Source organism: Duganella vulcania (genome assembly GCF_009857655.1).
GTDB lineage: Bacteria > Pseudomonadota > Gammaproteobacteria > Burkholderiales > Burkholderiaceae_D > Rugamonas > Rugamonas vulcania.
The window spans coordinates 45,051-68,730 of record NZ_WWCX01000024.1 but is presented as its reverse complement, the minus strand read 5'-3'; the positions used below and the strand labels follow the sequence as shown (position 1 = coordinate 68,730).

21 protein-coding genes are annotated in these 23,680 nt (G+C 65.1%); 16 read left to right on the top strand and 5 right to left on the bottom strand.

Annotation, left to right across the window (positions count from 1 at the left end):
- Nucleotides 1-103: 103 nt before the first annotated feature.
- From GTP90_RS15695 to GTP90_RS15670, 6 genes are all read left to right on the top strand, one after another.
- A complete protein-coding gene (locus GTP90_RS15695) occupies nt 104-784 on the top strand; it encodes a c-type cytochrome (protein WP_161084428.1) in 681 nt (226 codons plus the stop codon).
- Nucleotides 785-907: 123 nt separating this feature from the next.
- Complete coding sequence (locus GTP90_RS15690; RefSeq protein WP_161084427.1) at nt 908-3,001, top strand: cytochrome c biogenesis protein ResB; 2,094 nt, start codon at nt 908-910, stop codon at nt 2,999-3,001.
- A 25-nt stretch (nt 3,002-3,026) separates the two neighbouring features.
- A complete protein-coding gene (ccsB, locus tag GTP90_RS15685; RefSeq protein WP_161084439.1) occupies nt 3,027-4,181 on the top strand; it encodes a c-type cytochrome biogenesis protein CcsB in 1,155 nt (384 codons plus the stop codon).
- Between the two features lie 93 nt (nt 4,182-4,274).
- Nucleotides 4,275-5,252, top strand: coding sequence for a protein-methionine-sulfoxide reductase catalytic subunit MsrP (gene msrP, locus GTP90_RS15680; RefSeq protein WP_161084426.1), 978 nt, complete (start codon nt 4,275-4,277; stop codon nt 5,250-5,252).
- Nucleotides 5,253-5,256: 4 nt separating this feature from the next.
- A complete protein-coding gene (gene msrQ / locus GTP90_RS15675; protein ID WP_161084425.1) occupies nt 5,257-5,883 on the top strand; it encodes a protein-methionine-sulfoxide reductase heme-binding subunit MsrQ in 627 nt (208 codons plus the stop codon).
- Nucleotides 5,884-5,937: 54 nt separating this feature from the next.
- The gene (locus GTP90_RS15670; protein ID WP_161084424.1) at nt 5,938-6,885 is read left to right on the top strand and encodes an Rpn family recombination-promoting nuclease/putative transposase; all 948 of its coding nucleotides are present in this window, start codon (nt 5,938-5,940) and stop codon (nt 6,883-6,885) included.
- A gap of 51 nt (nt 6,886-6,936) precedes the next feature.
- On the opposite strand, the gene lysA is transcribed toward GTP90_RS15670, so the two are convergent.
- Together lysA and lptM are read right to left on the bottom strand one after the other, a co-directional pair.
- A complete protein-coding gene (gene lysA / locus GTP90_RS15665; RefSeq protein WP_161084423.1) occupies nt 6,937-8,214 on the bottom strand; it encodes a diaminopimelate decarboxylase in 1,278 nt (425 codons plus the stop codon).
- Nucleotides 8,215-8,219: 5 nt separating this feature from the next.
- A complete protein-coding gene (gene lptM, locus GTP90_RS36960) occupies nt 8,220-8,402 on the bottom strand; it encodes an LPS translocon maturation chaperone LptM (RefSeq protein WP_229213344.1) in 183 nt (60 codons plus the stop codon).
- A 39-nt stretch (nt 8,403-8,441) separates the two neighbouring features.
- Here lptM and cyaY point away from each other — a divergent pair, with 39 nt between their 5' ends.
- Nucleotides 8,442-8,774 (top strand): iron donor protein CyaY, encoded by a 333-nt coding sequence (gene cyaY / locus GTP90_RS15660; RefSeq protein WP_161084422.1) that lies wholly within the window; start codon nt 8,442-8,444, stop codon nt 8,772-8,774.
- Nucleotides 8,775-8,779: 5 nt separating this feature from the next.
- Here the strand turns inward: cyaY and GTP90_RS15655 are convergent, their stop codons facing one another.
- A complete protein-coding gene (locus GTP90_RS15655) occupies nt 8,780-9,142 on the bottom strand; it encodes a hypothetical protein (protein ID WP_161084421.1) in 363 nt (120 codons plus the stop codon).
- A gap of 69 nt (nt 9,143-9,211) precedes the next feature.
- A complete protein-coding gene (locus GTP90_RS15650; protein ID WP_161084420.1) occupies nt 9,212-11,563 on the bottom strand; it encodes a penicillin-binding protein 1A in 2,352 nt (783 codons plus the stop codon).
- A gap of 337 nt (nt 11,564-11,900) precedes the next feature.
- On the opposite strand from GTP90_RS15650, the gene GTP90_RS15645 reads away from it, so the two are divergent.
- The 9 genes from GTP90_RS15645 (at nt 11,901) to GTP90_RS15605 (ending at nt 22,547) form a co-directional block, all read left to right on the top strand.
- Complete coding sequence (locus tag GTP90_RS15645) at nt 11,901-12,977, top strand: pilus assembly protein PilM (protein WP_161084419.1); 1,077 nt, start codon at nt 11,901-11,903, stop codon at nt 12,975-12,977.
- Complete coding sequence (locus GTP90_RS15640; RefSeq protein ID WP_161084418.1) at nt 12,977-13,606, top strand: PilN domain-containing protein; 630 nt, start codon at nt 12,977-12,979, stop codon at nt 13,604-13,606. Before GTP90_RS15645 ends, GTP90_RS15640 begins: the two co-directional genes overlap by 1 nt.
- A 1-nt stretch (nt 13,607) precedes the next feature.
- A complete protein-coding gene (locus GTP90_RS15635; protein WP_161084417.1) occupies nt 13,608-14,276 on the top strand; it encodes a type IV pilus inner membrane component PilO in 669 nt (222 codons plus the stop codon).
- Nucleotides 14,273-14,818, top strand: a complete 546-nt coding sequence (locus GTP90_RS15630) for a pilus assembly protein PilP (protein ID WP_161084416.1) — start codon at nt 14,273-14,275, stop codon at nt 14,816-14,818. The genes GTP90_RS15635 and GTP90_RS15630 overlap by 4 nt, the downstream gene beginning before the upstream one ends.
- Complete coding sequence (locus tag GTP90_RS15625) at nt 14,815-17,016, top strand: type IV pilus secretin PilQ (RefSeq protein WP_161084415.1); 2,202 nt, start codon at nt 14,815-14,817, stop codon at nt 17,014-17,016. Before GTP90_RS15630 ends, GTP90_RS15625 begins: the two co-directional genes overlap by 4 nt.
- A 61-nt stretch (nt 17,017-17,077) precedes the next feature.
- Entirely contained in the window at nt 17,078-19,264 is a 2,187-nt protein-coding gene (locus GTP90_RS15620; RefSeq protein ID WP_175048106.1) for a beta strand repeat-containing protein, read from the top strand.
- A gap of 12 nt (nt 19,265-19,276) precedes the next feature.
- The gene (aroKB, locus tag GTP90_RS15615) at nt 19,277-20,920 is read left to right on the top strand and encodes a bifunctional shikimate kinase/3-dehydroquinate synthase AroKB (protein ID WP_161084414.1); all 1,644 of its coding nucleotides are present in this window, start codon (nt 19,277-19,279) and stop codon (nt 20,918-20,920) included.
- 12 nt (nt 20,921-20,932) lie between these two features.
- Nucleotides 20,933-22,069 carry a deoxyguanosinetriphosphate triphosphohydrolase gene (locus GTP90_RS15610; RefSeq protein ID WP_161084413.1) on the top strand — a complete coding sequence of 379 codons (1,137 nt, stop codon included), beginning with the start codon at nt 20,933-20,935 and terminating at the stop codon, nt 22,067-22,069.
- Nucleotides 22,070-22,124: 55 nt separating this feature from the next.
- Nucleotides 22,125-22,547 (top strand): hypothetical protein, encoded by a 423-nt coding sequence (locus tag GTP90_RS15605; protein ID WP_161084412.1) that lies wholly within the window; start codon nt 22,125-22,127, stop codon nt 22,545-22,547.
- On the opposite strand, the gene mutY is transcribed toward GTP90_RS15605, so the two are convergent.
- Nucleotides 22,544-23,674 (bottom strand): A/G-specific adenine glycosylase, encoded by a 1,131-nt coding sequence (mutY, locus tag GTP90_RS15600; protein WP_161084411.1) that lies wholly within the window; start codon nt 23,672-23,674, stop codon nt 22,544-22,546. The two genes, GTP90_RS15605 and mutY, sit on opposite strands and share 4 nt — an antisense overlap.
- Between the last annotated feature and the right edge of the window lie 6 nt (nt 23,675-23,680).

The following is a 23,680-nucleotide window of genomic DNA, read 5'->3' as shown; positions in this document are numbered from 1 at the left end:
TATGCTGGAAAGCTATTGTACAATGAGTGGTTACGAAGTGTTGCCATAGCCACTGCTCCTAGCCTGCGGCATACGTTCGACAAACTTTTTTGAGGGTGCTTGAATGAATCGTGCGTTTTCACCGTTTGTAAAATCCTTGTTGGTGGCCCTGCTGGCGGTTGCCGGCACCGCATCCGCCGCTGAAGAAAAAAAACCGGCCCATGCCGAAGCGGCAGCGCCTAAAGTCGATGCGGCCAAGGGCGGCACCCTGTTTGCAAACGGCGACGCTGCGCGCGGCCTGCCGGCCTGCGTCTCCTGCCACGGCGACGGCGGCAATTCCACCATCACCGTCAACCCAAAACTGGCCGGCCAGCACGAAGGCTATCTGTACAAGCAGCTGGTGAACTTTTCCGGCCCGGAGCGGAATCAACCGGTCATGACCACCTTCGCCAAGATGCTGACCGACGAAGAAAAGCACGATATCTCGGCCTGGCTGGCCACCCAGGCGCAAAAGCCGGGGGCGGCAAAGAACAAGGACACGGTTGAACTGGGCAAGAAGATTTATCGCGGCGGCATCGCCGAGAAAAACGTTCCGGCCTGCGCCAGCTGCCACGGCGCCGCCGGCGCCGGCATCCCGGTGCAATATCCACGCATTGCCGGCCAGCACCAGGATTACACGGTAGCCCAGCTGGGCCTGTTCAAGGCCGACGGCCGCAAGAACAGCGCGCAGATGACCACCATCGCCAAGCGCATGTCGGAAGAAGAAATGAAAGCCGTGGCCGATTACGTCGCCGGCTTGAAATAAGAACAGCTGGCCGCGCCCTCGGGTTGCGGTGCAACTGATAGTGCATAAAGGGCGGCAGCGTAAGCGGGCTGCCCTTTTTGTTGTTATGCTGCCCCCAGCATATTTTTTTGAGATCGTTCCAGCATGAGCAGCAGCCCCAGCACCACCGGCATCGAACTGAAGACCCGCCGCCCCCTCGTCGGCGAACTGGTCGAATTGATATCCTCCATGCGCTTCGCCATCGCGCTGCTGGCGATGATCGCCATCGCCGCCATCGTCGGCACCGTCATGAAGCAGGGCGAGGCCACCAACAACTACATCAACCAGTTCGGCCCGTTCTGGTTCGAGGTGTTCGGCAAGCTGGGCCTGTACACCGTGTACTCGGCCTGGTGGTTCCTGCTGCTGATGGCCACGCTGGTGACGTCGACCACGCTGTGCATCCTGCGCAACGCGCCCAAGATGCTCAAGGACATGCGCAGCTGGCGCGAGAACGTGCGCGAGAATTCGCTGCTCAATTTCCACCACAAGATGCAGTGGCGCGCACCGCTGGCGCGCGCCGCGCTGGCGCAGCAGACCGCCGCCCGCCTGGCCGATTCCGGCTACAAGGTCAAGCTGGTGGACAAGGACAACGGCACGCTGGTGGCGGCCAAGCGCGGCGCGGCCAACAAGTTCGGCTACATCTTCGCGCACGCCGCCATCGTGGTCATCTGCATCGGCGGCCTGCTCGACTCGGACGTGCCGATCCGCCTGCAGGAATGGTTCCTCGGCAAAGTGCCGTTCAACGGCAGCGGCTTGATCTCGGCGGTGCCGGCGCAGAGCCGCCTGGGCCTGGGCAATCCCACCTTCCGCGGCAACACCATGATCCCGGAAGGCTCGACCAGCGACAGCGCCATCATCACCCGTCCCGACGGCGTCTTGATCCAGGACCTGCCGTTCACCATCAAGCTGAAAAAATTCAACATTGATTTTTACACCACCGGCATGCCCAAGCTGTTCGCCAGCGAGGTCGAGGTGCGCGACCACGCCAGCGGCGAGGTGGTCAAGGCCGTCATCGAGGTCAACAAGCCCTTGCTGTACAAGGGCCTGGCGATCTACCAGTCCAGTTTTGACGACGGCGGCAGCAAGCTCAAGCTGAGCGGCTACCCGATGGTCGGCAGCGGCACCGCCAAGTTCGACATCGCAGGCGAAGTCGGCAGCAGCACCGCCATGGGCGACGCCTACACGGTCGAGTGGTCGGGCTTCCGTCCGTTCAACGTCGAGAACCTGGCCGCCACGCAGGATGCGCGCGCCGTCACCAAGGGCAAGAGCCTGGAAGAGCAGTTCGCCAACAGCCTCGACAAGCACACCGGCTCGGCCGGCCGCAACGCCAACAACAAGGACCTGAAGAACGTCGGCCCCAGCGTGACCTACAAGCTGCGCGACAAGACCGGCCAGGCGCGCGAATACCAGAACTACATGCAGCCGGTGACGGTGGACGGCGCCACGGTGTTCCTGGCCGGCATGCGCGTCAACCCGTCCGACCCGTTCAGCTTCCTGCGCATCCCGGCCGACGACGCCCACAGCGTGACCGAATGGATGCGCCTGCGCGCCGCCCTCAACGATCCGGCCCTGCGCGCCGCCGCCGCCAAGCGCTACGCCGAGCGCGCCACGCCGCAGTCGCCCAACGGCGACGCGCTGCGCGGCCAATTGCAAGCCTCGGCCGAGAAGAGCCTGACCATCTTCGCCGGCAACGACAAGGCGGCCGGCTTCGTCGCCATCTCGCGCTTCCTGGAGAAGATCCCGGCCGCCGAGCAGGAGAAGGCCGCCGACGTCTTCATGAAGATCCTCAACGGCAGCCTGTGGGATCTGTGGCAGGCCGCGCGCGCCAAGGACGGCCTGGAGCCGGCCAGCGCCGACGAGGCCCACGCCCGCTTCCTGCAGCTGTCCACCAACGCCTTGTCGGACGCCTACTTCTACGGCGCCCCGGTCTACCTGCAGCTGGACGACTTCACCCAGGTCCAGGCCTCGGTGTTCCAGGTCACCCGTTCGCCGGGCAAAAAGGTGGTCTACCTGGGCTGCGTATTCCTGGTGCTGGGTGTATTCTCGATGTTTTACATCCGCGAACGCCGCCTGTGGGTATGGATCAAGGACGACGGCGCCGGCGCCGAGGCGCTGATGGCCATGAGCACCCAGCGCAAAACGCTGGACTTCGAGCGCGAGTTTGAAACTTTGAAAGAAAAGCTGCCGCAATCGGCGTAAGCTGGAACGGCCACGGAGAGAAATGATGGAACTGACGCAATCGACCCAAACCTATACCCAGGCGCCCGGCTACTTCAAGCGCCTGACCGCGTTCGACTGGGTGTTCGCGCTGGCGCTGCTGGCGGGCTCGCTGTACGGCCTGAACCGCTACGGCCATTACATGGACATTTACGAAAAAGGCATCCTGCTGGCCGCCGCGCCGGCGTTTGCCGCGCTGGGCTGGCACTGGAAGCCGGCGCGCTGGCTGATGCCGCTGGTGGCCCTGCTGGCGCTGGGCGCGATCGCCATGTACGCCGGTGAGCTGGACAACGGCACCAAGAAGTTCTGGCTGCGCATGATGTTGTCGAGCCAGTCCGCGATCCTGTGGATGAGCGTGATGTTCTGCCTGTCGACGCTGTTCTATGTGATCGGCTCGGCCGCGCGTTCCGAGTCGGCCTTCAGCATCGGCTCCAAGCTGTGCTGGGCCGCCGTCGTGCTGGGCCTGACCGGCATGATGGTGCGCTGGTACGAGTCCTACCTGATCGGCACCGACGTCGGCCACATTCCGGTGTCGAACCTGTATGAAGTGTTCATCCTGTTTTCGCTGATCACCGCGATGTTCTACCTGTACTTCGAGCAGCGCTACGCCACCCGCCAGCTGGGCGCCTTCGTCACGCTGGTGATCACCGCCGCGATCGGCTTCCTGTTCTGGTACACCACCTCGCGCGACGCCGCCGACATCCAGCCGCTGCTGCCGGCGCTGCAAAGCTGGTGGATGAAGATCCACGTGCCGGCCAACTTCATCGGCTATGGCAACTTCGCGCTGGCCGCGATGGTGGCGGCGGCCTACCTGCTGAAAACCTCGGGCCGCCTGGTGGACCGCCTGCCGTCGGAGGAGGTGCTGGACGACGTCATGTACAAGGCCATCTCGGCCGGCTTCGCCTTCTTCACCATCGCCACCATCCTCGGCGCGCTGTGGGCGGCCGAGGCGTGGGGCGGCTACTGGTCGTGGGATCCGAAGGAAACCTGGGCGCTGATCGTCTGGCTCAACTACGCGGCCTGGCTGCACATGCGCCTGATGACGGGCCTGCGCGGCCGTCCGGCGGCCTGGTGGGCGCTGGTGGGCCTGCTGGTGACCACCTTCGCCTTCCTGGGCGTGAACATGTTCCTGTCCGGCCTGCATTCCTACGGCAAGTTGTAAACGCAATGTGAACTTTTGACGCCCAAGATTAGTGTAAGGTTCAGGCTATAGCCGCGACCAAGTCTCAACCTTGCACAAATCTTTGGAGTCAGCATGCTGATCAAGCGTAGCCCCAACGGCATCGAGTTGCCGTTTTCATCAGAAATCACGCCGCGCGAAGTGTACGAATCGCGCCGCAACTTCATCAAGCAGATCGCCACCGGCGCCCTCGGCGGCGCCGCGCTGCTGGAGATGGCCAACCGCGAAGCGTTCGCGCAGGGCGTCAATCCCAAGCTGGCCGCCAGGCTCAATCCGTCCTACTCTGCGCTTGACAAGCACACGCCGTACAAGGATGCGACCAGCTACAACAACTTCTACGAATTCGGCACCGACAAGAGCGAACCGGCGATGTACGCCGGCACGCTGAAGACGCGGCCGTGGACGGTGTCCATCGAGGGCGAGGTCAACAAGCCGATGACGCTGGACATCGACGCGCTGCTGAAGCTGGCGCCGCTGGAAGAGCGCGTCTACCGCCTGCGCTGCGTGGAAGGGTGGTCGATGGTCATTCCATGGATCGGCTATTCGTTCTCCGAGATCATCAAGAAGGTCGAGCCGACCAGCAACGCCAAGTACGTGGAATTCATCTCGCTGGCCGACAAGAAGCAGATGCCGGGCGTGGGCAGCCGCGTGCTGCAATGGCCGTACACCGAAGGCTTGCGCATCGACGAGGCCAACCACCCGCTGGCCCTGCTCACGCTGGGCATGTACGGCGAAACGCTGGCCAACCAGAACGGCGCGCCGGTGCGCATGGCGCTGCCGTGGAAGTACGGCTTCAAGTCGGCCAAGTCCATCGTCAAGATCCGTTTTGTGAAAGAGCAGCCGCGCACGTCGTGGAACCTGTCGGCGCCGAGCGAGTACGGTTTCTATTCGAACGTCAATCCGGACGTGGACCACCCGCGCTGGTCGCAGGCGTCCGAGCGCCGCATCGGCGAGGACGGCTTCCTGGCCCGCAAGCGCAAGACGTTGATGTTCAACGGCTATGCCGACGTCGCGCCGCTGTATGCCGGCATGGACCTGAAGAAGTTCTTCTAAGCGTATGGCGTTCAATCCCACCGCCCGGCAGACCGGGCTGATCAAGGCTGCGCTGTTCGTGCTGGCGCTGGTGCCGCTGGCGCGCATGGTGTACCTGACCTTGACCGGGCAACTGGTCGAGCCGCTGGAATTCATCACGCGCGGCACCGGCGACTGGACCTTGTACTTCCTGTGCTTCACGCTGGCGGTGACGCCGCTGCGCAAGCTGAGCAAATGGAACTGGCTGATCAAGCTGCGCCGCATGATGGGGCTGTACATGTTCTTCTACGGCTTGCTGCACTTCATGACCTTCCTGTGGTTCGACCATTTCTTCGACGTGCAGGAGATGTGGAAGGATGTGCTGAAGCGGCCGTTCATCACGGTGGGTTTTATCGCCTTCGTGCTGCTGATTCCGCTGGCCGCGACCAGCACCAACGGCATGATCAAGCGGCTGGGCGGCAAGCGCTGGCAGTGGCTGCACCGGCTGATCTACGTGATCGCGCCGCTGGCCATCCTGCACTTCTGGTGGATGAAGGCGGGCAAGCACAACTTCACGCAGCCGATCATCTTCGGCCTGATCCTGGGCGCGCTGCTGCTGATGCGGGTGTATTGGGCGCGCGGCAAGGCGCTGTCGGCCGCGGCGGCACGCTAGCGCCCCTTTGAGCGCGCCCAACAGCGGCGCGCCCCGCCTCGCTACACTGGGCCGATGGCCAGCGAGGACGACACCGCATACAAGCAACTGTTCGCTTACCCGGAAATGGTGCGCGACCTGTTGCTGGGCTTTGTGCCTGGCGACTGGGTGCATCAACTGGACCTGGCCAGCCTCGAGCGCGTCAACGGTAGCTACGTCAGCGATGGCGGCCATCACCGCCACAGCGACATGGTCTGGCGCGTGCGATTGGCTGGCGAATGGATCTACATCTACCTGCTGCTCGAATTCCAATCCCGCTCCGATCACTGGATGGCGCTGCGCATGCAGGTCTACGTCGGATTGCTTTATCAAGACCTGATCAAGCGCCAAGAGGTGCCCGAGACTGGCCGTTTGCCGCCGGTATTCCCGTTGGTTCTCTATAACGGCAAACGCAGATGGAAAGCCAGTCTAAACCTTGCCGGCCTTATCACTGCTGTGCCGGCAGAAATCCAGCATTTGCAGCCTGCACAGAGCTATTTGCTCATAGACCAGCAGCGCCTTCCGGTTGCGGCGCTGGCAATGTTTGAGAATCTTGTTGCCACGGCATTTCGCATCGAGCGCTTGGCAACCGAACAGGACATTGCTGGCGAACTTGAAACATGGCGCCAACAGCCGGAGATGGCCCATCGCGTTAGCGCGCAGCAGGCGCTGGCGCGATGGGCGGCGGTTCGTTTGCAGCGCTTGGCGCGTGAGCGTATGATCAATTTACGTATCGTTTCGGAGGCCAAAACGATGAGCGTTCCATTTTTCGATAGTCTTGATGACGCGCTTCGTTACGAAGCTGAACTGTACGGTAACCGGCAACGCCTGAAGAAACTGCTTATCAAGCGCTTTGGTTCGCTGCCCAACAAGTTGAGTCGGCGGGTTGAGTCCGCGGAGATGGACCAACTGGACGTCTGGTTCGATCGACTACTTGAGGTTCACAGTATCCAGGAGATTTTCGCCGAAAGCGAACCCGCATGAAAAAAGCCGCCGGCGTTGACGCGGGCGGCTTTTGCTTGCGGGTGCGCAGGCTTACTTGATCAGCGATTCCAGCGCGTACAGGTCGGCCGGATTCTCGCGCTTGCGCACCACATGGCACACCTCGCCATCGACGATGATCTCCGCCGCGCGGCCGCGCGTGTTGTAGTTGGACGCCATCGTCATGCCGTAGGCGCCCGCGCTGTGCATCACCAGCAGGTCGCCGGCCTCCACCGCCAGCTCGCGGTCGCGCGCCAGCCAGTCGCCCGACTCGCAGATCGGTCCCACCACGTCATACGCCAGCGCGCCAGCCTTGCCCTGCACCACGGGCTGCATGTCCATCCACGCCTGGTACAGCGCCGGACGCGCCATGTCGTTCATCGCCGCATCGACCACGCAGAAATTCTTTTCCTCGCCGTGCTTGATGAACTCCACCTTGGTCAGCAGCACGCCGGTGTCGCCGACAATCGAACGGCCCGGCTCGAAGATCACCTTGATCGGCTTGCCGCCGTGGCGCTCCGCGCGCCACGCGTCCACGCGCGCGAACAGGCGGGCCAGGTAATCGCCCACCGGCACCGGCGGCGCTTCGCCCGCTTCGCCGTAGTTGATGCCGATGCCGCCGCCGATGTCCAGGTGGTGCAGCACGATGCCTTCGTCGCCCAGCTTGTCGATCAGCTCGATCAGGCGGTCCAGCGCTTCCAGCAGCGGCGCGTCGTCCAGCAGCTGCGAGCCGATGTGGCAGTCGATGCCGGCCACTTCCAGGTGCGGCAGCCTGGCGGCCGCGCGGTAGGTGTCGAGCGCGTCGTCGAAGGCCACGCCGAACTTGTTGGCCTTCAGGCCGGTCGCGATGTAGGGATGGGTCTTGGCGTCCACGTTGGGGTTGACGCGCAGCGATACGCGCGCGGTCTTGCCCATGGCACCGGCCACCTCGTTCAGGCGGTGCAGCTCGGGGATGGATTCGACGTTGAAGCACAGGATGTCGTGCGACAGCGCCAGGCGCATTTCGTCGACGCTCTTGCCGACGCCGGAGAAGATCACCTTGCGCGGATCGCCGCCGGCCGCCAGCACGCGCAGCAGCTCGCCGCCGGAGACGATGTCGAAGCCGGCCCCCTGGCGCGCCAGCAGGTCGAGGATGGCCAGGTTGGAGTTGGCCTTCATGGCGTAGCAGACCAGCGCGTCGCGGCCGGCGCAGGCGTCGGCGTAGGAGGCGAAGTTGGCCAGCAGCTGCGCCTTCGAGTACACATAGGTCGGGGTGCCGAACTGCGCGGCGATGGCGGCCAGCGAGGCGCCCTCGGCGTGCAGCACGCCATTTACATAGGAAAATTGCGACATAAGGATTATTGTTGAGGTGCTGGAGTGGATGGAACCGGGGCAGCTTCAGTGCTCTTGGCAGGCTTGGCCGGTGGAGCCTTGGGCAGGTACAGCGGGCCGGGTTGGCCGCAGCCGCTCAACAAGACGGTCAGGCACAGGGCGGTTGTGCCGCAAACGGTGCCGATAAATAAACGGAATGTGGACTTCACGATAAAATCACGGATTGACTATAGATACTGGAGTGTAGCATGGGCGAATCAGAATTCCTGGCGCAGGCCGAGGCCACCCTTAACGCCATCGAGGCCGCGCTGGACCGTCTGAACGACGAGGACATGACCGACGTCGAGTGCAGCCGCAGCGGCAATGTGCTGGAGATCGAGTTCATCGACAATGGATCCAAGATCATCGTCAACAGCCAGGCCGCGATGCAGGAGCTGTGGGTGGCCTCCCGCTCGGGCGGCTACCACTACAAGCAGAAGGACGGCAAGTGGCTCAACACCCGCGACGGCTCCGAGCTGTTCTACTCGCTGTCGGAGATGGTCAGCGCGCAGGGCGGCAGCCCGGTGGTGCTGGCGCCATGACGGGATCAGCGCTTGGCCGCGGCGCGGCACTGCGCGATATGCTTGTCCACCTTCGGGATGAACGTTTCCGGTTCGCACAGCGTGCCCGGAGGTGAAATCTTGCACAGGCCGGCAATCAGGAAATCGCTGAGCGCCCGGGCGCAGGCCGGATCGCGTTCCAGCTGCTCGCCGCTCCAGCTGCCGACAAACGCCTGCATGCGGGCCAGCGCCGGACCGAAGTAGGCGCGGTCCTTGTTCTCCACCGCCGCGTCCATCCGTGGCAGCTCGGCGTCCAGAAACGCTGCCGTCTCCGTGGCGAATTCGCGCTTGTCCGCCGCGCTGGCGGACAAGGCGGAGCACAAGACAATCAAAGAAAACCAAAACTTCATACAACTTCCTCAAATGGATGGTTAAAAAACCAAGGGGCCTTGCGGCCCCCTGGTTGTGTTCCGGCTTTCTTAGAACAACTCGTTCTTCACGGCGTCCTTGGCTTTTTCCTCGGCCGGCGTGCCGTGCGAGGCGCCGTCGATGTTGTGCACGCCGGTGCCCGGCGGATTCTCCGTGTAATAGTACTCGTCGCCCACCAGCATCACGCCTTCCGGCACCGCCCGCTCCTCGATCGGGATGTTCTTCAGGGCCTTCTGCATGTAGCCGATCCAGATCGGCAGCGCCAGGCCGCCGCCGGTTTCGCGGTTGCCCAGGTTCTTGGGCTGGTCGTAGCCGATCCAGGCGATGCCCACCAGGTGCGGCTGGTAGCCGGCGAACCAGGCGTCGATCGAATCGTTGGTGGTGCCGGTCTTGCCCGACAGGTCGGGACGCTTGAGCACCAGCGCCTTGGTCGCCGTGCCGAAGCGCACCACGTCTTTCAACATGCTGTCCATCAGGAAGGCGTTGCGCTCGTCGATGACGCGGTTCTTCTCGTCGCCGGCCTTGTCGGGATTGGCCTGCGACAGGATCTTGCCGTCGGCGTCGGTCACCTTGGAGATCAGGTAGGGGCTGACCTTGTAGCCGCCGTTGGCGAACACCGCGTAGGCGCCGGCCATCTGCAGCGGCGTGACGTTGCCCGCGCCCAGCGCCAAGGTCAGGTAGGGCGGGTTCTTGTCGGCGTCGAAGCCGAAGCGGGTGGTGTACTCCTGGCCGTACTTGGCGCCGATCTTGTGCAGGATGCGGATCGAGATCATGTTCTTGGACTTGGTCAGGCCGCGCCGCATGGTCATCGGGCCCTCGTACTTGCCGTCGTAGTTCTTCGGCTCCCAGGCCTGGCCGCCGGTCTGGCCGGCGTCGAACGAGATCGGCGCGTCGTTGATGATGGTGGCCGGCGACAGCCCGCGCTCGAGCGAGGCCGAGTAGATGAACGGCTTGAACGACGAGCCCGGCTGGCGCCAGGCCTGGGTCACGTGGTTGAACTTGCTGCGGTTGTAGTCGAAGCCGCCCACCATGGCCTTGATCGCGCCGTCGTGCGTGTCGGCCGCGACAAACGCCGATTCGATTTCCGGCAGCTGCGTCACTTGCCAATCCTTACCCTCCTGCATGACGCGGATCACCGCGCCGCGGCGGATGCGCTTGTTCGGCGCGGCCTTGTCGGACAGCCACGAGCGGCCCATCTCCAGCCCCGGCCCGCTGATCTTGATTTCCTCGCCGGTGGCGGTGACGGCGGTGATCAGCTGCGGCGTGGCGGCCAGCACCATGGCGGCCACGATGTCGTCGCTGTCCGGATGGTCGGCCAGCTCGGTCTCGATGGCGTCGTCCGCCTCTTCCTTGTTCTGCGGGATGTCGATGTAGGCTTCCGGGCCGCGATAGGCGTGGCGCTTCTCGTAGTCCATCACGCCCTTGCGCAGCGCCAGGTAGGCGGCGTCCTGGTCGGCCTTGGTGATGGTGGTGAACACGTTCAGGCCGCGGGTGTAGGTGTCTTCCTTGAACTGCTCGTACACCAGCTGGCGCGCCATCTCGGCCACGTACTCGGCGTGCACGCCGAACTCGCTGCTGTCGGTCTTGACCTTCAGCTGCTCGGCCTTGGCCTCCTCGAACTGCTTGTCGGTGATGTAGCCGAGCTCGTGCATGCGCTGCAGGATGTACTGCTGGCGGGTGCGCGCGCGCTTGGGGTTGACCACCGGGTTGTAGGCCGACGGCGCCTTCGGCAGGCCGGCCAGCATGGCGGCCTCGGCCACGCTGATGTCTTTCAGGTTCTTGCCGAAATAGATTTGCGCGGCCGACGAGAAACCATAGGCGCGCTGGCCCAGGTAGATCTGGTTCATGTAGACCTCGAGGATCTGGTCCTTGCTGAGGTTTTTCTCGATCTTCCAGGCCAGCAGCACCTCGTAGGCCTTGCGCTTGAGCGTCTGTTCGCTCGACAGGAAGAAGTTGCGCGCCACCTGCTGGGTGATGGTGGACGCGCCCTGCTTGGCGCCGCCGGTGGCGTTGTGGATGGTCGCGCGCAGGATGCCGGTGTAGTCGACGCCGCCGTGCTCGTAGAAGCGGTCGTCCTCGATGGCCAGCACGGCCTTCTTCATCACGTCGGGGATGTCCTTGATGCGCACCAGGTTGCGGCGCTCCTCGCCGAACTCGCCGATCAGCACGTTATCGGCCGAGAAGATGCGCAGCGGCATTTTCGGACGGTAGTCGGTCAGCGTGTCGAGTTCGGGCAGGTTGGGGTAGGCCATCGCCAGCCCGAACACCACCAGCAGCAGGCCCACCAGCCCGAGGCCGACCACGGACAGGCCGGCCAGCAGGAAGAAGCGGGTGGCGGGTTTGGCCGCCGGTTTGCCCGCCGTATTCGAAGGTGGCGGGGCCGAATTGGAAGAAGAAGCCATGCAGTGCGATCTCTCAGTTATGTTTGCGGGCCATTATAAGCGAGGCAAGGGTCGCGGCGCGCACTGCCCGTAGACAGGAATCTTTACCCGTAAGCAACAAAACAACTGAGTTGTTTTTGCGGCCAGATAGTGGCGGAAAAGTGTGGCGAAACGCTCACACCAGGTCAATTGTGCACAATAGAAATACCTTTACACTTATATAGGCAGGATTTAATGTGTGGTCATAGATAAGCAGTCTAAACGCTGGTTTTCAAACGAGTTCCTAAATGCACACTGTTCGAATGTTGATTCGGCGGCAAAGAAATCCAGGCGCCAGCCGTGGCGCCGGGAGACTCGTATGATCGATATCAAGACCCTGCTGGGGCAGGGCAATCCGCCGCTGGTGGGCATCGACATCAGCACCTCCAGCGTGCGCCTGGTCGAGCTGGCGCAGGGTGGCAAGGGCGAGTACCGGCTGGAACGCTACGCCGCCGAGCCGCTGCCGCGCGGCGCCGTGGTCGACGGCAATATCGAGAACATGGACCAGGTGGTCGACGCGGTGCGCCGGGTCTGGAAGAAGAGCGGTACCCGCACCAGGCTGGTGGCGCTGGGCATGCCGCCCGCTTCCGTCATCACCAAGAAAATCATCCTGCCGGCCGGCATGTCGGAAGACCAGCTGGAAGTGCAGGTCGAATCCGAGGCCAGCCAGTACATCCCGTTCGCGCTGGACGAGGTCAGCCTGGACTTCGACGTCATCGGCCCGGCCGCCAACTCGGCCGAGGACATCGAGGTCATGCTGGCCGCCTCGCGCCGCGAGAAGGTCGAGGACCGGGTCGCCATCGCCGAGGCGTCCGGCCTGAAGGCCACCGTGATGGACATCGAATCCTACGCCGCCCGCGCCGCGCTGGACCGCGTGACCGCCCAGCTGCCCGAGGCCGGCGCCGGCCAGGTGGTGGCGCTGTTCCAGATCGGCGCCCAGGTCACGCACATCTCGGTGATGCTGGACGGCGCCACCGTCTACGAGCGCGAGCAGCCCTTCGGCGGCAACGCGCTGACCCAGGACATCGTGCGCACCTTCGGCCTGAGCTACGACGAGGCCGAGGCCCGCAAGAAATCCGGCGACCTGCCCGACAGCTACCAGGCCGAGCTGCTGACGCCGTTCCTGGAAAGCGCCGCGCTGGAAGTGACGCGCGCCATCCAGTTCTTCTACACCTCGACGCCGTACACGCGGGTCGACCAGCTGTTCCTGGCCGGCGGCTGCGCGCTGCTGCCGGGCTTGCTGGAAATGGTGGCCAGCCGCACGCGGATTTCCAGCGCCGTGATCTCGCCGTTCAAGGGCATGCAGCTGGGCGGCTCGGTGCGCGAGTCGCAGCTGCGCAGCGACGCCCCGGCCTACCTGGTCGCCTGCGGCCTGGCGCTGCGGAGGTTTGGCTGATGATCAAGATTAACCTGCTGCCGCACCGCGAGGAAAAGCGCAAGCAAAAGAAGGCCGCCTTCTACGCGCTGCTGGCGCTGGGCGCCATTGTCGGCGTCGGCGTGGTGCTGCTGGTGGGCGGCTACAACGCCCGCGCGATCTCCATCCAGAACGAACGCAACCAGGTGATCAAGACCGCCATCACCGGCCTCGACAAGAAGATCGCCGAGATCGCCACGCTGAAGCAGGAAATCGAGGCGCTCAAGGCGCGCCAGCAGGCGGTGGAGGATTTGCAGGGCGACCGCAACCAGCCGGTCTACCTGCTGGACGAACTGGTCAAGCAGATCCCGGCCGGTGTCTACCTCAAGGGCTTCAAGCAGGAGGGCCAGAAGGTGGCCATCGGCGGCTATGCGCAATCGCAGGAGCGGGTGTCCGAATTGCTGGGCAACCTGGCCGGCGTGTCGCCGTGGCTGGAGCGGCCTGAGCTGATCGAGGTGAAGTCCACCGGCCTGGGCCAGGGCAAGACCGCCAAGAAGGTGGTGGAGTTCAACCTGTCGGTCACCATCAAGCGTCCGCGCGACAAGGACGCGGCCGCCACCGGCGCCAAGGGCAAGGGCGGCGCCCCGGCCAAGAACCAGGAGCGCGGATAACATGGCCAAGCTCGATCTGAACGCGCTCGGCGCGCAATTCGCCGACCAGTTCCGCAATCTCGGCGGACGCCATCCGGGCCAGTGGCCGCTGGCGCCGCGCGTGCTGTGCAGCGTGGGCGTGATGGCGGCGGTGGTGGCGGCCGGCTACTTCGGCTACTGGAGCTCGCAGTTCGAGGAGCAGGACGCCGGCGCCCAGGCCGAGCTCAAGCTGCGCGACGAGTACAAGTTCAAGACCTCGCAGGCGGTCAACCTGGAGGCGCTGCGGGCGCAGAAGGCGCAGGTCGACCAGTATGTGGACCGGCTCCAGAAGCAGCTGCCGAGCAAGGCCGAGATGGACGCGCTGCTCAAGGACATCGGCCGCGCCGGCACCGGCAGCGGCCTGCAGTTCGAGTCGTTCAAGCCGGCCCAGGTGGTGGTCAAGGATTACTACGCCGAGCTGCCGATCGACATCAAGGTCACCGGCAGCTACCACGACATCGGCGCCTTCGCCGGCAACATGGCCAACCTGTCGCGCATCGTCACGCTCAACAACATGAGCCTGAACGCCGGCAAGGACGGCGTGCTGACCCTGGAGGCGGTGGTCAAGACCTTCCGCTACCTGGATCCGGAGGAGGTCAGCGCGCAGCGCAAGGCCGCCGCCGACAAGAAGAAGGCGGCGAAAAAATCATGAGAACCCTGATCCCGTTCATGCTGCTGGCGCCCTTGCTGGCGCTGCTGTCCGGCTGCGGCGACAGCGATGTGCAGGAGGTGCGCGCGTGGATGAAGCAGGTCGACGCCCAGGCCAAGGTGGCGGTGCCGCCGCTGGCCGAGCCCAAGACCTTCATTCCCTTCGCCTACGCCCAGGCCGACGCCATCGATCCCTTCAACCCCAACAAGCTGCTCGCCGAGCTGGCCAAGGCCTCGGCCAAGGGCGCCAACGGCATCCGGCCGGACCTGGACCGGCGCAAGGAATTGCTGGAGAGCTTCCCGCTCGACACCGTCAAGATGGTCGGCACGGTGCAGCAGAAGGGCGTGCTGTACGCGCTGCTGCAGGTGGACCGCGGCCTGTACCACGTGGTGGCGGGCCAGCACGTGGGCCAGAACTTCGGCCTGATCACCGCCATCACCGACGACAGCGTCAGCGTCAAGGAAATCGTACAGGATGCGGGCGGCGACTGGGTCGAACGCATGTCCAAGTTGGAACTGCAGGAAAGCAAGGAGAACACCAAATGACCGCTCACATCACGCCCCGGCGCGCCCTGGCCGTCGCCAGCTGGATGCCGGTGCTCGCTTTCGCCCTCGCCATGCAGCTGCCCGCCGCCGCGCGCGCCCAGAACGCGCCGGAAGCGGCCGCGCCCGCGCCTGCCGCCAACGCCATCGAGGCCATCACCGCCAACCAGCAGGGCTCGAACGTGATCGTCAAGATCGCGCTGAGGAACCCGCCGGCCAAGCTGCCGATCGGCTTCGCCATCACCAATCCGCCGCGCATCGCGCTGGACTTCGGCGCCACCGCCAACGCCACCGGCAAGACCGTGCAGGACCTGAACCTGGGCGAGCTGCGCGGCTTGAACGTGGTGCAGGCCGGCGAACGTTCGCGGCTGGTGTTCAACCTCAAGCGCAGCCTGAACTACGCCACCGCCATCGACGGCAACGCCGTCATCCTGACCATCGACGGCTCCGGCGGCCTGGCCCAGGCGGTCGACGCCAAAGGCCTGCCGGTCGCCGCCACTGCGCCGCCGGCGCCGGCCGCGCGCCAACTGTTGCGCGACATGGACTTCCGCCGCGGCGCCAACGGCGAGGGCCGGGTGGTGGTCGACCTGCCCAACAGCCAGGTGGCGGTCGACGTGCGCCAGACCCCGACCGGCGTGGTGGTGGACTTCCTCAAGACCGGCGTGCCGGAAAGCCTGCGCCGCCGGCTCGACGTGAGCGACTTCGGCACGCCGGTGGCGCTGGTCACCACCGTGCCGCAGGGCGACAACACGCGCATGACCATCGAGGCGCGCGGCCTGTGGGAACAGACCGTCTACCAGAGCGACACCCAGCTGGTGATCGACGTCAAGCCGATCAAGGAAGACCCGAACAAGCTGACCCAGGGCACCCAGGGCTACCGCGGCGAGAAGCTGTCGTTCAACTTCCAGAACGTCGAGGTGCGCGCGGCGCTGCAGGCGATCGCCGACATCTCGGGCCTGAACATCATCACCAGCGACAGCGTCGCCGGCAACCTGACCCTGCGCCTGAAGGAAGTGCCATGGGACCAGGCGCTGGACGTGGTGCTGCAGGCCAAGGGCCTGGACATGCGCAAGAACGGCTCGGTGCTGTGGATCGCGCCCAAGGAGGAACTGCTGACCAAGGAAAAACTGGAGCTGGAGCAGCGCGCCCAGATCGCCGACCTCGAGCCGTTGAAGTCCGAGATCTTCCAGCTGAACTACCAGAAGGCCGACGCCTTCAAGACCGTGTTCGGGCTGGAGGGCGGCGGCGACAGCAAGAACCGCATCCTGTCCAAGCGCGGCAGCGCCATCATCGAGCCGCGCACCAACCAGCTGTTCATCACCGACATCGCCTCCAAGCTGGAGGACGTGCGCAAGCTGATCGCCAAGACCGACATCGCCTCCAAGCAGGTGCTGATCGAGGCCCGCATCGTCGAGGCCAGCGACACCTTCACCCGCAACCTCGGCGCCAAGCTGGGCTTTGCCGACCTGCGCACCCAGCGCGGCGGCGACTCCGGCTACCAGCTCGGCACCAGCAACACCCGCGTGGCGATCGGCGGCAACATCACCGGCGTGGGCGAGGTGACCGGCCAGATCAAGGCCACCGACGCCAGCTTCGGCAACAGCCAGTTCATCAACCTGCCGGCCGGCGCCATCAACGGCGCCCAGGCCGGCAACCTGGCGGTCAGCCTGTTCTCGTCGGCCGCCAACCGCTTCCTCAACCTGGAACTGTCCGCGCTGGAGGCCGACGGCACCGGCAAGATCATCTCCAGCCCGCGCGTCATCACCGCCGACAAGGCCATCGCGCTGATCGAGCAGGGCATCGAGCTGCCCTACCAGGTGGCCACCAGCAGCGGCGCCACCTCGATCATGTTCCGCAAGGCCAACCTGCGGCTGGAGGTGACGCCGCAGATCACGCCGGACGGCAACGTCGTCATCGATGTCGACGTCAACAAGGACAGCGTCGGCCAGGAAACCCGCGCCGGCTTCGCCATCGACACCAAGCACGTCAAGACCCAGGTCATGGTCGAGAACGGCGGCACGGTGGTGCTGGGCGGGATCTACCAGCAGACCGAGCGCAACACCACCGACAAGGTGCCGCTGCTGGGCGACGTGCCGGTGCTGGGCTATCTGTTCCGCAGCAACAGCCGCACCAACGACAAGACGGAATTGCTGGTCTTTATCACGCCGAAGATCGTCGCCGAGCGCTTGTCGACGCGCTAGGCCGCAGCACCGCAGCACCGCATTGCAGGCTCACTTCACGAACACTATGGGAACTCGCATCATGAAAAAAATCACCGGATGGCTGGCCATGCTGGCATGCGCCAGTGTCTTGTCCGCTTGTGGCGGCGGCGGCGGTTCGGCCGGCGCCAACAGCAATGGCGTGGCGCCGTCCAAGGCGGCCAGCGTGGTGCTGACGGCCAGCGCGACCACCATCGCCTCGTCCGGCCTGGACGGCACCGAGGTGACCCTGACGGCCATCGTGCGCGACGCCGGCGGCAACGCGCTGCCGAACGAGACGGTCAACTTCACGGCCAGTTCCGGCACCGTCAGCAGCACCAACCGCGTGACCAACGCCTCCGGCCAGGTGGTCGAGAAGCTCAGCGTGAAGGGCGACGCCACGCCGCGCACCATCACCATCAGCGCCAGCGCCGCCAACGGCGCGGTCAAGTCGAGCGAACTGTCGGTGGCGGTGATCACCGCCGTGCCGAGCCTGACGCTGACCACCGATTCCGGCACGCTGGCCTCGGTCGGCACCGCCGGCAACGAGGTCAACGTCGTGGCCCTGGTGCGCGATTCCAACAACACCGTGATGTCCGGCGTGACGGTCGACCTCAAGGCCGACTCGGGCAGCCTGTCGCTGACCAACCGCGTCTCCAACGCCCAGGGCATCGTGACCGAGAAGCTGGGCACCGGCGGCGACCCGACCTCGCGCGCGATCAAGATCACGGCCTCGGCGCCGGGCGCGGCGCCGGTGACGGCCATCGTCAACGTGGCCGGCAACAAGCTGACCATCAACGCCCAGCCGACCATCAACGTCGGCGCCAGCGCCGACGTCACGGTCAAGCTGGTCGACTCGGCCGGCAATGGCCTGAGCGGCAAGGCCGTGACCTTCAGCTCCAACTCCAACGGGCTGACCGTCAAGGGCGGCGGCGCGGCCGTGACCAATTCGGCCGGCCAGCTGGTGCTGAGCTACACCGCCGGCAGCGGCAGCAGCGACCTGATCACCGTCAAGGCGGCGGGCGAGACGAACTCGGTTGCCATCGCGATCAATTCGTCGAGCTTCGCGGTCAAGGTGCTGGACGCCGGCGGCAACCCCGAAACCTCGGCCTTCATCGGCGGCTGCCAGCAGGTGGCGGTCACCGGCGGGCCGGCCGGCAGCGTCACCATCAGCAGCTCGCGCGGCGTGGTGTACAGCGATCCGGCCTGCACCTCGCCGCTCAGCACCACGCTGCCGCTGGCCGGCGGCAACGCCACCGCCTACGTCAACGCGACCGGCCCCGGCGTGGCCACCATCACCGCCGCCGCCACCGGCGGCCTGACCACCCAGACCGACCTGGAGTTCGTGGCGCCGCTGACCAACACCGCCACCGTCACGATACAGGCGGACCCCGCGGTGATCGGCGTCAACAGCCCCGGCAGCACCAGCCAGCAGTCGACGCTGCGCGCCGTGGTGCGCGACGGCACGGTGCAGAACAACGTGGTCAAGAACGCCACCGTGGCCTTCTCCATCCAGTCCGATGTGACCGCCGGTACGCTGACCCAGCCTTCGGTGGTCATCACCGGCGCCGACGGCGCCGCCACGGTCAGCTTCATCGCCGGCGCCAATCCATCGGCGCTGAACGGCGTGAAGATCCAGGCCAAGATCATCGGCGGTTCCGGCGCCAGCGCCGTCGCCATCCTGACGGTGGCGCAGAAGTCGCTGTTCATCAGCGCCGGCACCGGCAGCACGGTGGGGCAGAGCGGCACGGCGGCCTACCAGCTCGATTACGTGGTGCTGGTCACCGATGCGGCCGGCAACGCGGTTTCCGGCGTCAAGCTGACCGCCTCGGTGCTGCCGGTCACCTACTTCAAGGGCTTCTTGCGGTACACGCTGCCGCTGGGCCCGTGGGAGCCGGTGCAGCACGTGTCCTGCCCGAACGAGGACATCAACCGCGACGGTATCCTCGACGCGGGCGAGGACTTGAACGGCAACGGCGTGCTCGATCCGGGCATCCCGGTGAGCGTGACCACCAACATCACCACCGACGCCAAGGGCCAGGCCATCGTCTCGCTGGTGTACCCGCGCGACCGCGCCAACTGGCTCGATTTGAACCTGACCGTGCGCGGCCAGGCAAATGGCACCGAGTCCAGCTACACAGGTCTGGTACACTTGCCGGGTTTGGCCGCCGATTTCGCGACCCAGGCAATTTCGCCTCCGGGCGTATCCAGCCCTTATGGGATATCAACCTTATGTAGTAACCCGAATTAACCCGGACTGTTCATGCCTAATGTGTTTCTAGTCGGCCTGATGGGGGCAGGAAAAACCACCATCGGCCGCATCCTGGCCCGCAAGCTGGGTTTGCGTTTCATCGACTCCGACCACGAGATCGAGGCCCGCACCGGCGCCTCGATCCCTTGGATCTTCGAAATCGAAGGCGAGCAGAGCTTCCGCCGGCGGGAGGCCGACGTCATCCGCGAGCTGACCGCGCAGCAGGACCTGGTGCTGGCCACCGGCGGCGGCGCCATCCTCAACGCGGACAGCCGCGCCTACCTGCAGTCGCGCGGCACCGTCATCTACCTGCGCGCCACCGTCAACAGCATCCTGCAGCGCACCGCGCACGACAAGAACCGGCCGCTGCTGCAGACCGCCGATCCGCGCAAGAAACTCGAGGAATTGATGGCGGTGCGCGATCCCCTGTACATGGAAATCGCCGATATCGTCATCGATACCGGGCGACCTAACGTACAATCGATGGTTCAATCCATCCTGACCCAGCTGGAGACCCGCGCCTGCGAGGCCTCGCCCAACTGCGTCACACAAGCCGAACCAACGATGAACGAACAATCCACCATCCTGTTAAACGTCGAGCTGGGCGAGCGCAGCTATCCCATCTCGATCGGCCCGGCGCTGCTGCAAGACAGCGCGCTGCTGGCGCGTCACGTCCACGGCGACAAGGTCGCCATCGTCACCAACACCACCATCGCGCCGCTGTACCTGGAGCGGGTCGAGGCCGGCCTGCGCCAGGCCGGCAAGCAGGTCACGTCGATCGTGCTGCCGGACGGCGAGGAATACAAGAACTGGTCCAGCCTGATGCAGATCTTCGACGCGCTGCTGGCCGCCAAGGCCGACCGCAAGACCACGCTGATCGCGCTGGGCGGCGGCGTCATCGGCGACCTGACCGGCTACGCGGCCGCCAGCTACATGCGCGGCGTCGACTTCATCCAGGTGCCGACCACCTTGCTGTCGCAGGTCGATTCCTCGGTGGGCGGCAAGACCGGCATCAACCACCCGCTGGGCAAGAACATGATCGGCGCCTTCCACCAGCCGCGCGCGGTGATCGCCGACACGGCCACGCTGGAAACCCTGCCGGCGCGCGAGCTGTCGGCCGGCCTGGCCGAGGTGATCAAGCACGGCGCCATCATCGACGCCGCCTTCTTCGACTGGATCGAGGCCAACATCGGCAAGCTGATGGCGCGCGACAAGGGCGCGCTGGCCTACGCCATCGCCCGCTCGTGCGAGATCAAGGCCGACGTGGTGCGCCAGGATGAACGCGAAGGCGGCCTGCGCGCCATCCTGAACTTCGGCCACACCTTCGGCCACGCTATCGAGAACGGCCTGGGCTACGGCGAATGGCTGCACGGCGAGGCGGTCGGCTGCGGCATGGTGATGGCGGCCGACCTGTCGCACCGCATGGGCCTGGTCGACGCAGCCACCGTGGCGCGCATGCGCGCGCTGGTGGCGGCGGCCGGCCTGCCGGTCAAGGCGCCCGACCTGGGCGTGGCGCGCTGGCTGGAGCTGATGGAGGTCGACAAGAAGAACGAGGGCGGCGCCATCAAGTTCATCCTGATCAAGCCGCTGGGCGCGCCAAGCATCACCAACGCGCCGCAGGAGCTGCTGCTGGCCACGCTGGCCGCCTGCGTTTAAGCGGAGGCCGCCATGCTGCCCGACGAATTCCTCGCCCCGTACGCGGCCCATTCGGCGGGCGGCGTGGGGCGCCGCTTTGAAGAGACCGCGCACGCCTCGCGCAGCCAGTTCCAGCGCGACCGCGACCGCATCATCCATTCCTCCGCCTTCCGCCGGCTGGAGTACAAGACCCAGGTGTTCCTCAACCACGAGGGCGACCTGTTCCGCACCCGGCTGACGCACAGCCTGGAGGTGGCGCAGATCGGCCGCTCGCTGGCGCGCAACCTGCGGCTGAACGAGGACCTGGTGGAGGCCATCTCGCTGGCGCACGACCTGGGCCACACGCCGTTCGGCCACGTCGGCCAGGACGTGCTCAACGAATGCATGCAGGAGCACGGCGGCTTCGAGCACAACCTGCAGAGCCTGCGCGTGGTGGACGAGCTGGAAGAACACTACGGCGCCTACAACGGCCTGAACCTGATGTTCGAGACGCGCGAGGGCATCCTCAAGCACTGCTCGCTGAACAATGCGCGCTTGCTGGGGCCGGTGGCGCAGCGCTTCATCGACCGCACGCAGCCGTCGCTGGAGGCGCAGCTGACCAACCTCGCCGACGAGATCGCCTACAACAGCCACGATATCGACGACGGCCTGCGTTCGGGGCTGATCAGCATCGAGCAGCTGGAGCAGGTGGACTTCTTTGCGCGGCTGTGGCGTGACGTGCAGCAGACTTTCCCCGGCCTGTCGGGACGGCGCGCGATCTACGAGACCTTGCGCCGGCTGATCACGGCGCTGGCCGACGATCTGATCGTCACCTCCAGCGCGCTGCTGGCCGATGCCGCGCCGAAGAGCCTGGACGATGTGCGGGCATCGCCGCCGCTGATTCGTTTTTCCGATCCGATGCGCAAGGACGCGACCGAGCTCAAGCGCTTCCTGCGGGAGAATCTGTACCGTCACTACAAGGTCAACCGGATGCGGGTGAAGGCCAGCCGCATCGTGCGCGAGCTGTACCACGCCTTCATGGCCGAGCCGGTGCTGCTGCCGCCGGACTATCAGGAGAAATCGGGCGACGTCGGCAAGCAGGCGCGCAAGATCGCCGACTACATCGCCGGCATGACCGACCGCTACGCCATCCGCGAACACCGCCGCCTGTTCTCGCTCGAGGAGCTTTGAGTGGGCTCAATCGTGCGCTCTTGAGCATCAACGATGTCCGGCGCATGATGGATAGATGGACGAGCAAATCACACAACTGGATCGGCGGCTGACCTCTGTTGAGGTTGAGGTCGCTTCGCTCGTGGCGGAGGGAGCGGCCACGCGTTCGCAGTATGCCACCAAGGAAGACCTGGCCAAGCTGGAGGCCAGAGTGGCCATTATCCAGTCCAACTACGCGACCAAGGAAGACCTGGCTGCGCTGGACAACAAGCTCAGCGGCAAAATTGCTTCGCTTGAAGGCAAGGTTAGCGGCGACATCGCTGCGCTCGATCGCAAGGTTAGCGGCGACATCGCGGCCCTCGATAGCAAGCAGAGCGGGGAAATTTCGGCCTTGCGCTTACAAGTGGCCGAACTGGAGATTCGTATGGTGCGCTGGCTGGTCGCCACCGGCATCGCCATTTCCAGCGTGGTGGTGGCGGCTCTTAAACTCTGGCCCTAGAACATCCTTTGCTGTGCGGCCTTGCTGTCGCCTACCAACTCCAATAGCAGTTTCTTGATCGGCGCCGGCAGCGGGGCGTCGGGGATTTTGGCGGCGTCGTACCAGACGTGGCCGGACTCGGCGGCCATCGCCTGCCGCCGCGCCAAGGTCACGCGGTAGGGCGCGATGTGCAGCTTGTAGTGCGTGAACACGTGCGTCACCGTCGACAGCCGCTCGTGCGATTCCATCTCGCCGAACTTGCCCACGGCTAGCATCAGCGCGTCGTCGCTGGCCGCCTCCACCTCGTCATTCTCCGCCAGCAGATGGCCGTCCAGTTCCGGCAGCGACAACAAACCGCCCCATATCCCGCTTGGCGGACGCTGTTCCAGCAACACCTGGCCACCGTCGATAATCGCCAGCATCACCGCATGTTTTTCCGGGCTGGCCTTCTTCGGCTTGCGCACCGGCAGATCCTTGGTGCGGTTGGTCGCATAGGCCACGCAGCGCGCCTGCATCGGACAACGCTCGCACGACGGACTGCTGCGCGTGCACAGCGTTGCCCCCATGTCCATCAAGCCCTGCGTGTACGACTCGATGCCTTGCTCCGGCAGCAGCGCCTCGGCGCGGCGCCACATCGCCTCCTCGGTCTTGCGCTCGCCGGGATACGTGTCGATGCCGAACACGCGGGCGAACACCCGCTTGACGTTGCCGTCCATGATGGCCGCCCGCGTGCCGCTGGAAAACGCCGAGATCGCCGCCGCCGTCGAACGGCCTATGCCCGGCAACTCCGCCAGCAACAACGGATCGGACGGAAACACGCCGTCATACTCCGCCACCACGCGCTGCGCACACTTGTGCAGGTTGCGCGCCCGTGTGTAGTAGCCCAGGCCGCTCCACTGCGCCATCACATCCTCGACCGGCGCCGCGGCCAAATCGCGCAGCGTGGGGAAGCGCTCCAGGAAGCGCGCGTAATAACCCAGCACCGCCGACACCTGCGTCTGCTGCAACATGATTTCCGACAGCCAGATCAGATACGCGTCGCGCGTATTCTGCCAAGGCAGCACATGGCGCCCATGCACTTTTTGCCAGCCGATCAGATCGGCCGAGAAACTGGGATCCGCAAAATTCTCTACTTCGACAACCTTCATTCTGTT

What these genes read in the sequence shown, in the direction of transcription:
- lysA (WP_161084423.1), bottom strand. Translation starts at nt 8,214, where the DNA reads ATGTCGCAATTTTCCTATGTAAATGGCGTGCTGCACGCCGAGGGCGCC.
- GTP90_RS15695 (WP_161084428.1), top strand. Translation starts at nt 104, where the DNA reads ATGAATCGTGCGTTTTCACCGTTTGTAAAATCCTTGTTGGTGGCCCTG.
- GTP90_RS15645 (WP_161084419.1), top strand. Translation starts at nt 11,901, where the DNA reads ATGATCGATATCAAGACCCTGCTGGGGCAGGGCAATCCGCCGCTGGTG.
- GTP90_RS15640 (WP_161084418.1), top strand. Translation starts at nt 12,977, where the DNA reads ATGATCAAGATTAACCTGCTGCCGCACCGCGAGGAAAAGCGCAAGCAA.
- GTP90_RS15635 (WP_161084417.1), top strand. Translation starts at nt 13,608, where the DNA reads ATGGCCAAGCTCGATCTGAACGCGCTCGGCGCGCAATTCGCCGACCAG.
- GTP90_RS15605 (WP_161084412.1), top strand. Translation starts at nt 22,125, where the DNA reads ATGGACGAGCAAATCACACAACTGGATCGGCGGCTGACCTCTGTTGAG.
- GTP90_RS15670 (WP_161084424.1), top strand. Translation starts at nt 5,938, where the DNA reads ATGGCCAGCGAGGACGACACCGCATACAAGCAACTGTTCGCTTACCCG.
- cyaY (WP_161084422.1), top strand. Translation starts at nt 8,442, where the DNA reads ATGGGCGAATCAGAATTCCTGGCGCAGGCCGAGGCCACCCTTAACGCC.
- mutY (WP_161084411.1), bottom strand. Translation starts at nt 23,674, where the DNA reads ATGAAGGTTGTCGAAGTAGAGAATTTTGCGGATCCCAGTTTCTCGGCC.
- GTP90_RS15690 (WP_161084427.1), top strand. Translation starts at nt 908, where the DNA reads ATGAGCAGCAGCCCCAGCACCACCGGCATCGAACTGAAGACCCGCCGC.
- msrQ (WP_161084425.1), top strand. Translation starts at nt 5,257, where the DNA reads ATGGCGTTCAATCCCACCGCCCGGCAGACCGGGCTGATCAAGGCTGCG.
- GTP90_RS15655 (WP_161084421.1), bottom strand. Translation starts at nt 9,142, where the DNA reads ATGAAGTTTTGGTTTTCTTTGATTGTCTTGTGCTCCGCCTTGTCCGCC.
- GTP90_RS15650 (WP_161084420.1), bottom strand. Translation starts at nt 11,563, where the DNA reads ATGGCTTCTTCTTCCAATTCGGCCCCGCCACCTTCGAATACGGCGGGC.
- GTP90_RS15630 (WP_161084416.1), top strand. Translation starts at nt 14,273, where the DNA reads ATGAGAACCCTGATCCCGTTCATGCTGCTGGCGCCCTTGCTGGCGCTG.
- ccsB (WP_161084439.1), top strand. Translation starts at nt 3,027, where the DNA reads ATGGAACTGACGCAATCGACCCAAACCTATACCCAGGCGCCCGGCTAC.
- GTP90_RS15610 (WP_161084413.1), top strand. Translation starts at nt 20,933, where the DNA reads ATGCTGCCCGACGAATTCCTCGCCCCGTACGCGGCCCATTCGGCGGGC.
- msrP (WP_161084426.1), top strand. Translation starts at nt 4,275, where the DNA reads ATGCTGATCAAGCGTAGCCCCAACGGCATCGAGTTGCCGTTTTCATCA.
- GTP90_RS15625 (WP_161084415.1), top strand. Translation starts at nt 14,815, where the DNA reads ATGACCGCTCACATCACGCCCCGGCGCGCCCTGGCCGTCGCCAGCTGG.
- GTP90_RS15620 (WP_175048106.1), top strand. Translation starts at nt 17,078, where the DNA reads ATGAAAAAAATCACCGGATGGCTGGCCATGCTGGCATGCGCCAGTGTC.
- aroKB (WP_161084414.1), top strand. Translation starts at nt 19,277, where the DNA reads ATGCCTAATGTGTTTCTAGTCGGCCTGATGGGGGCAGGAAAAACCACC.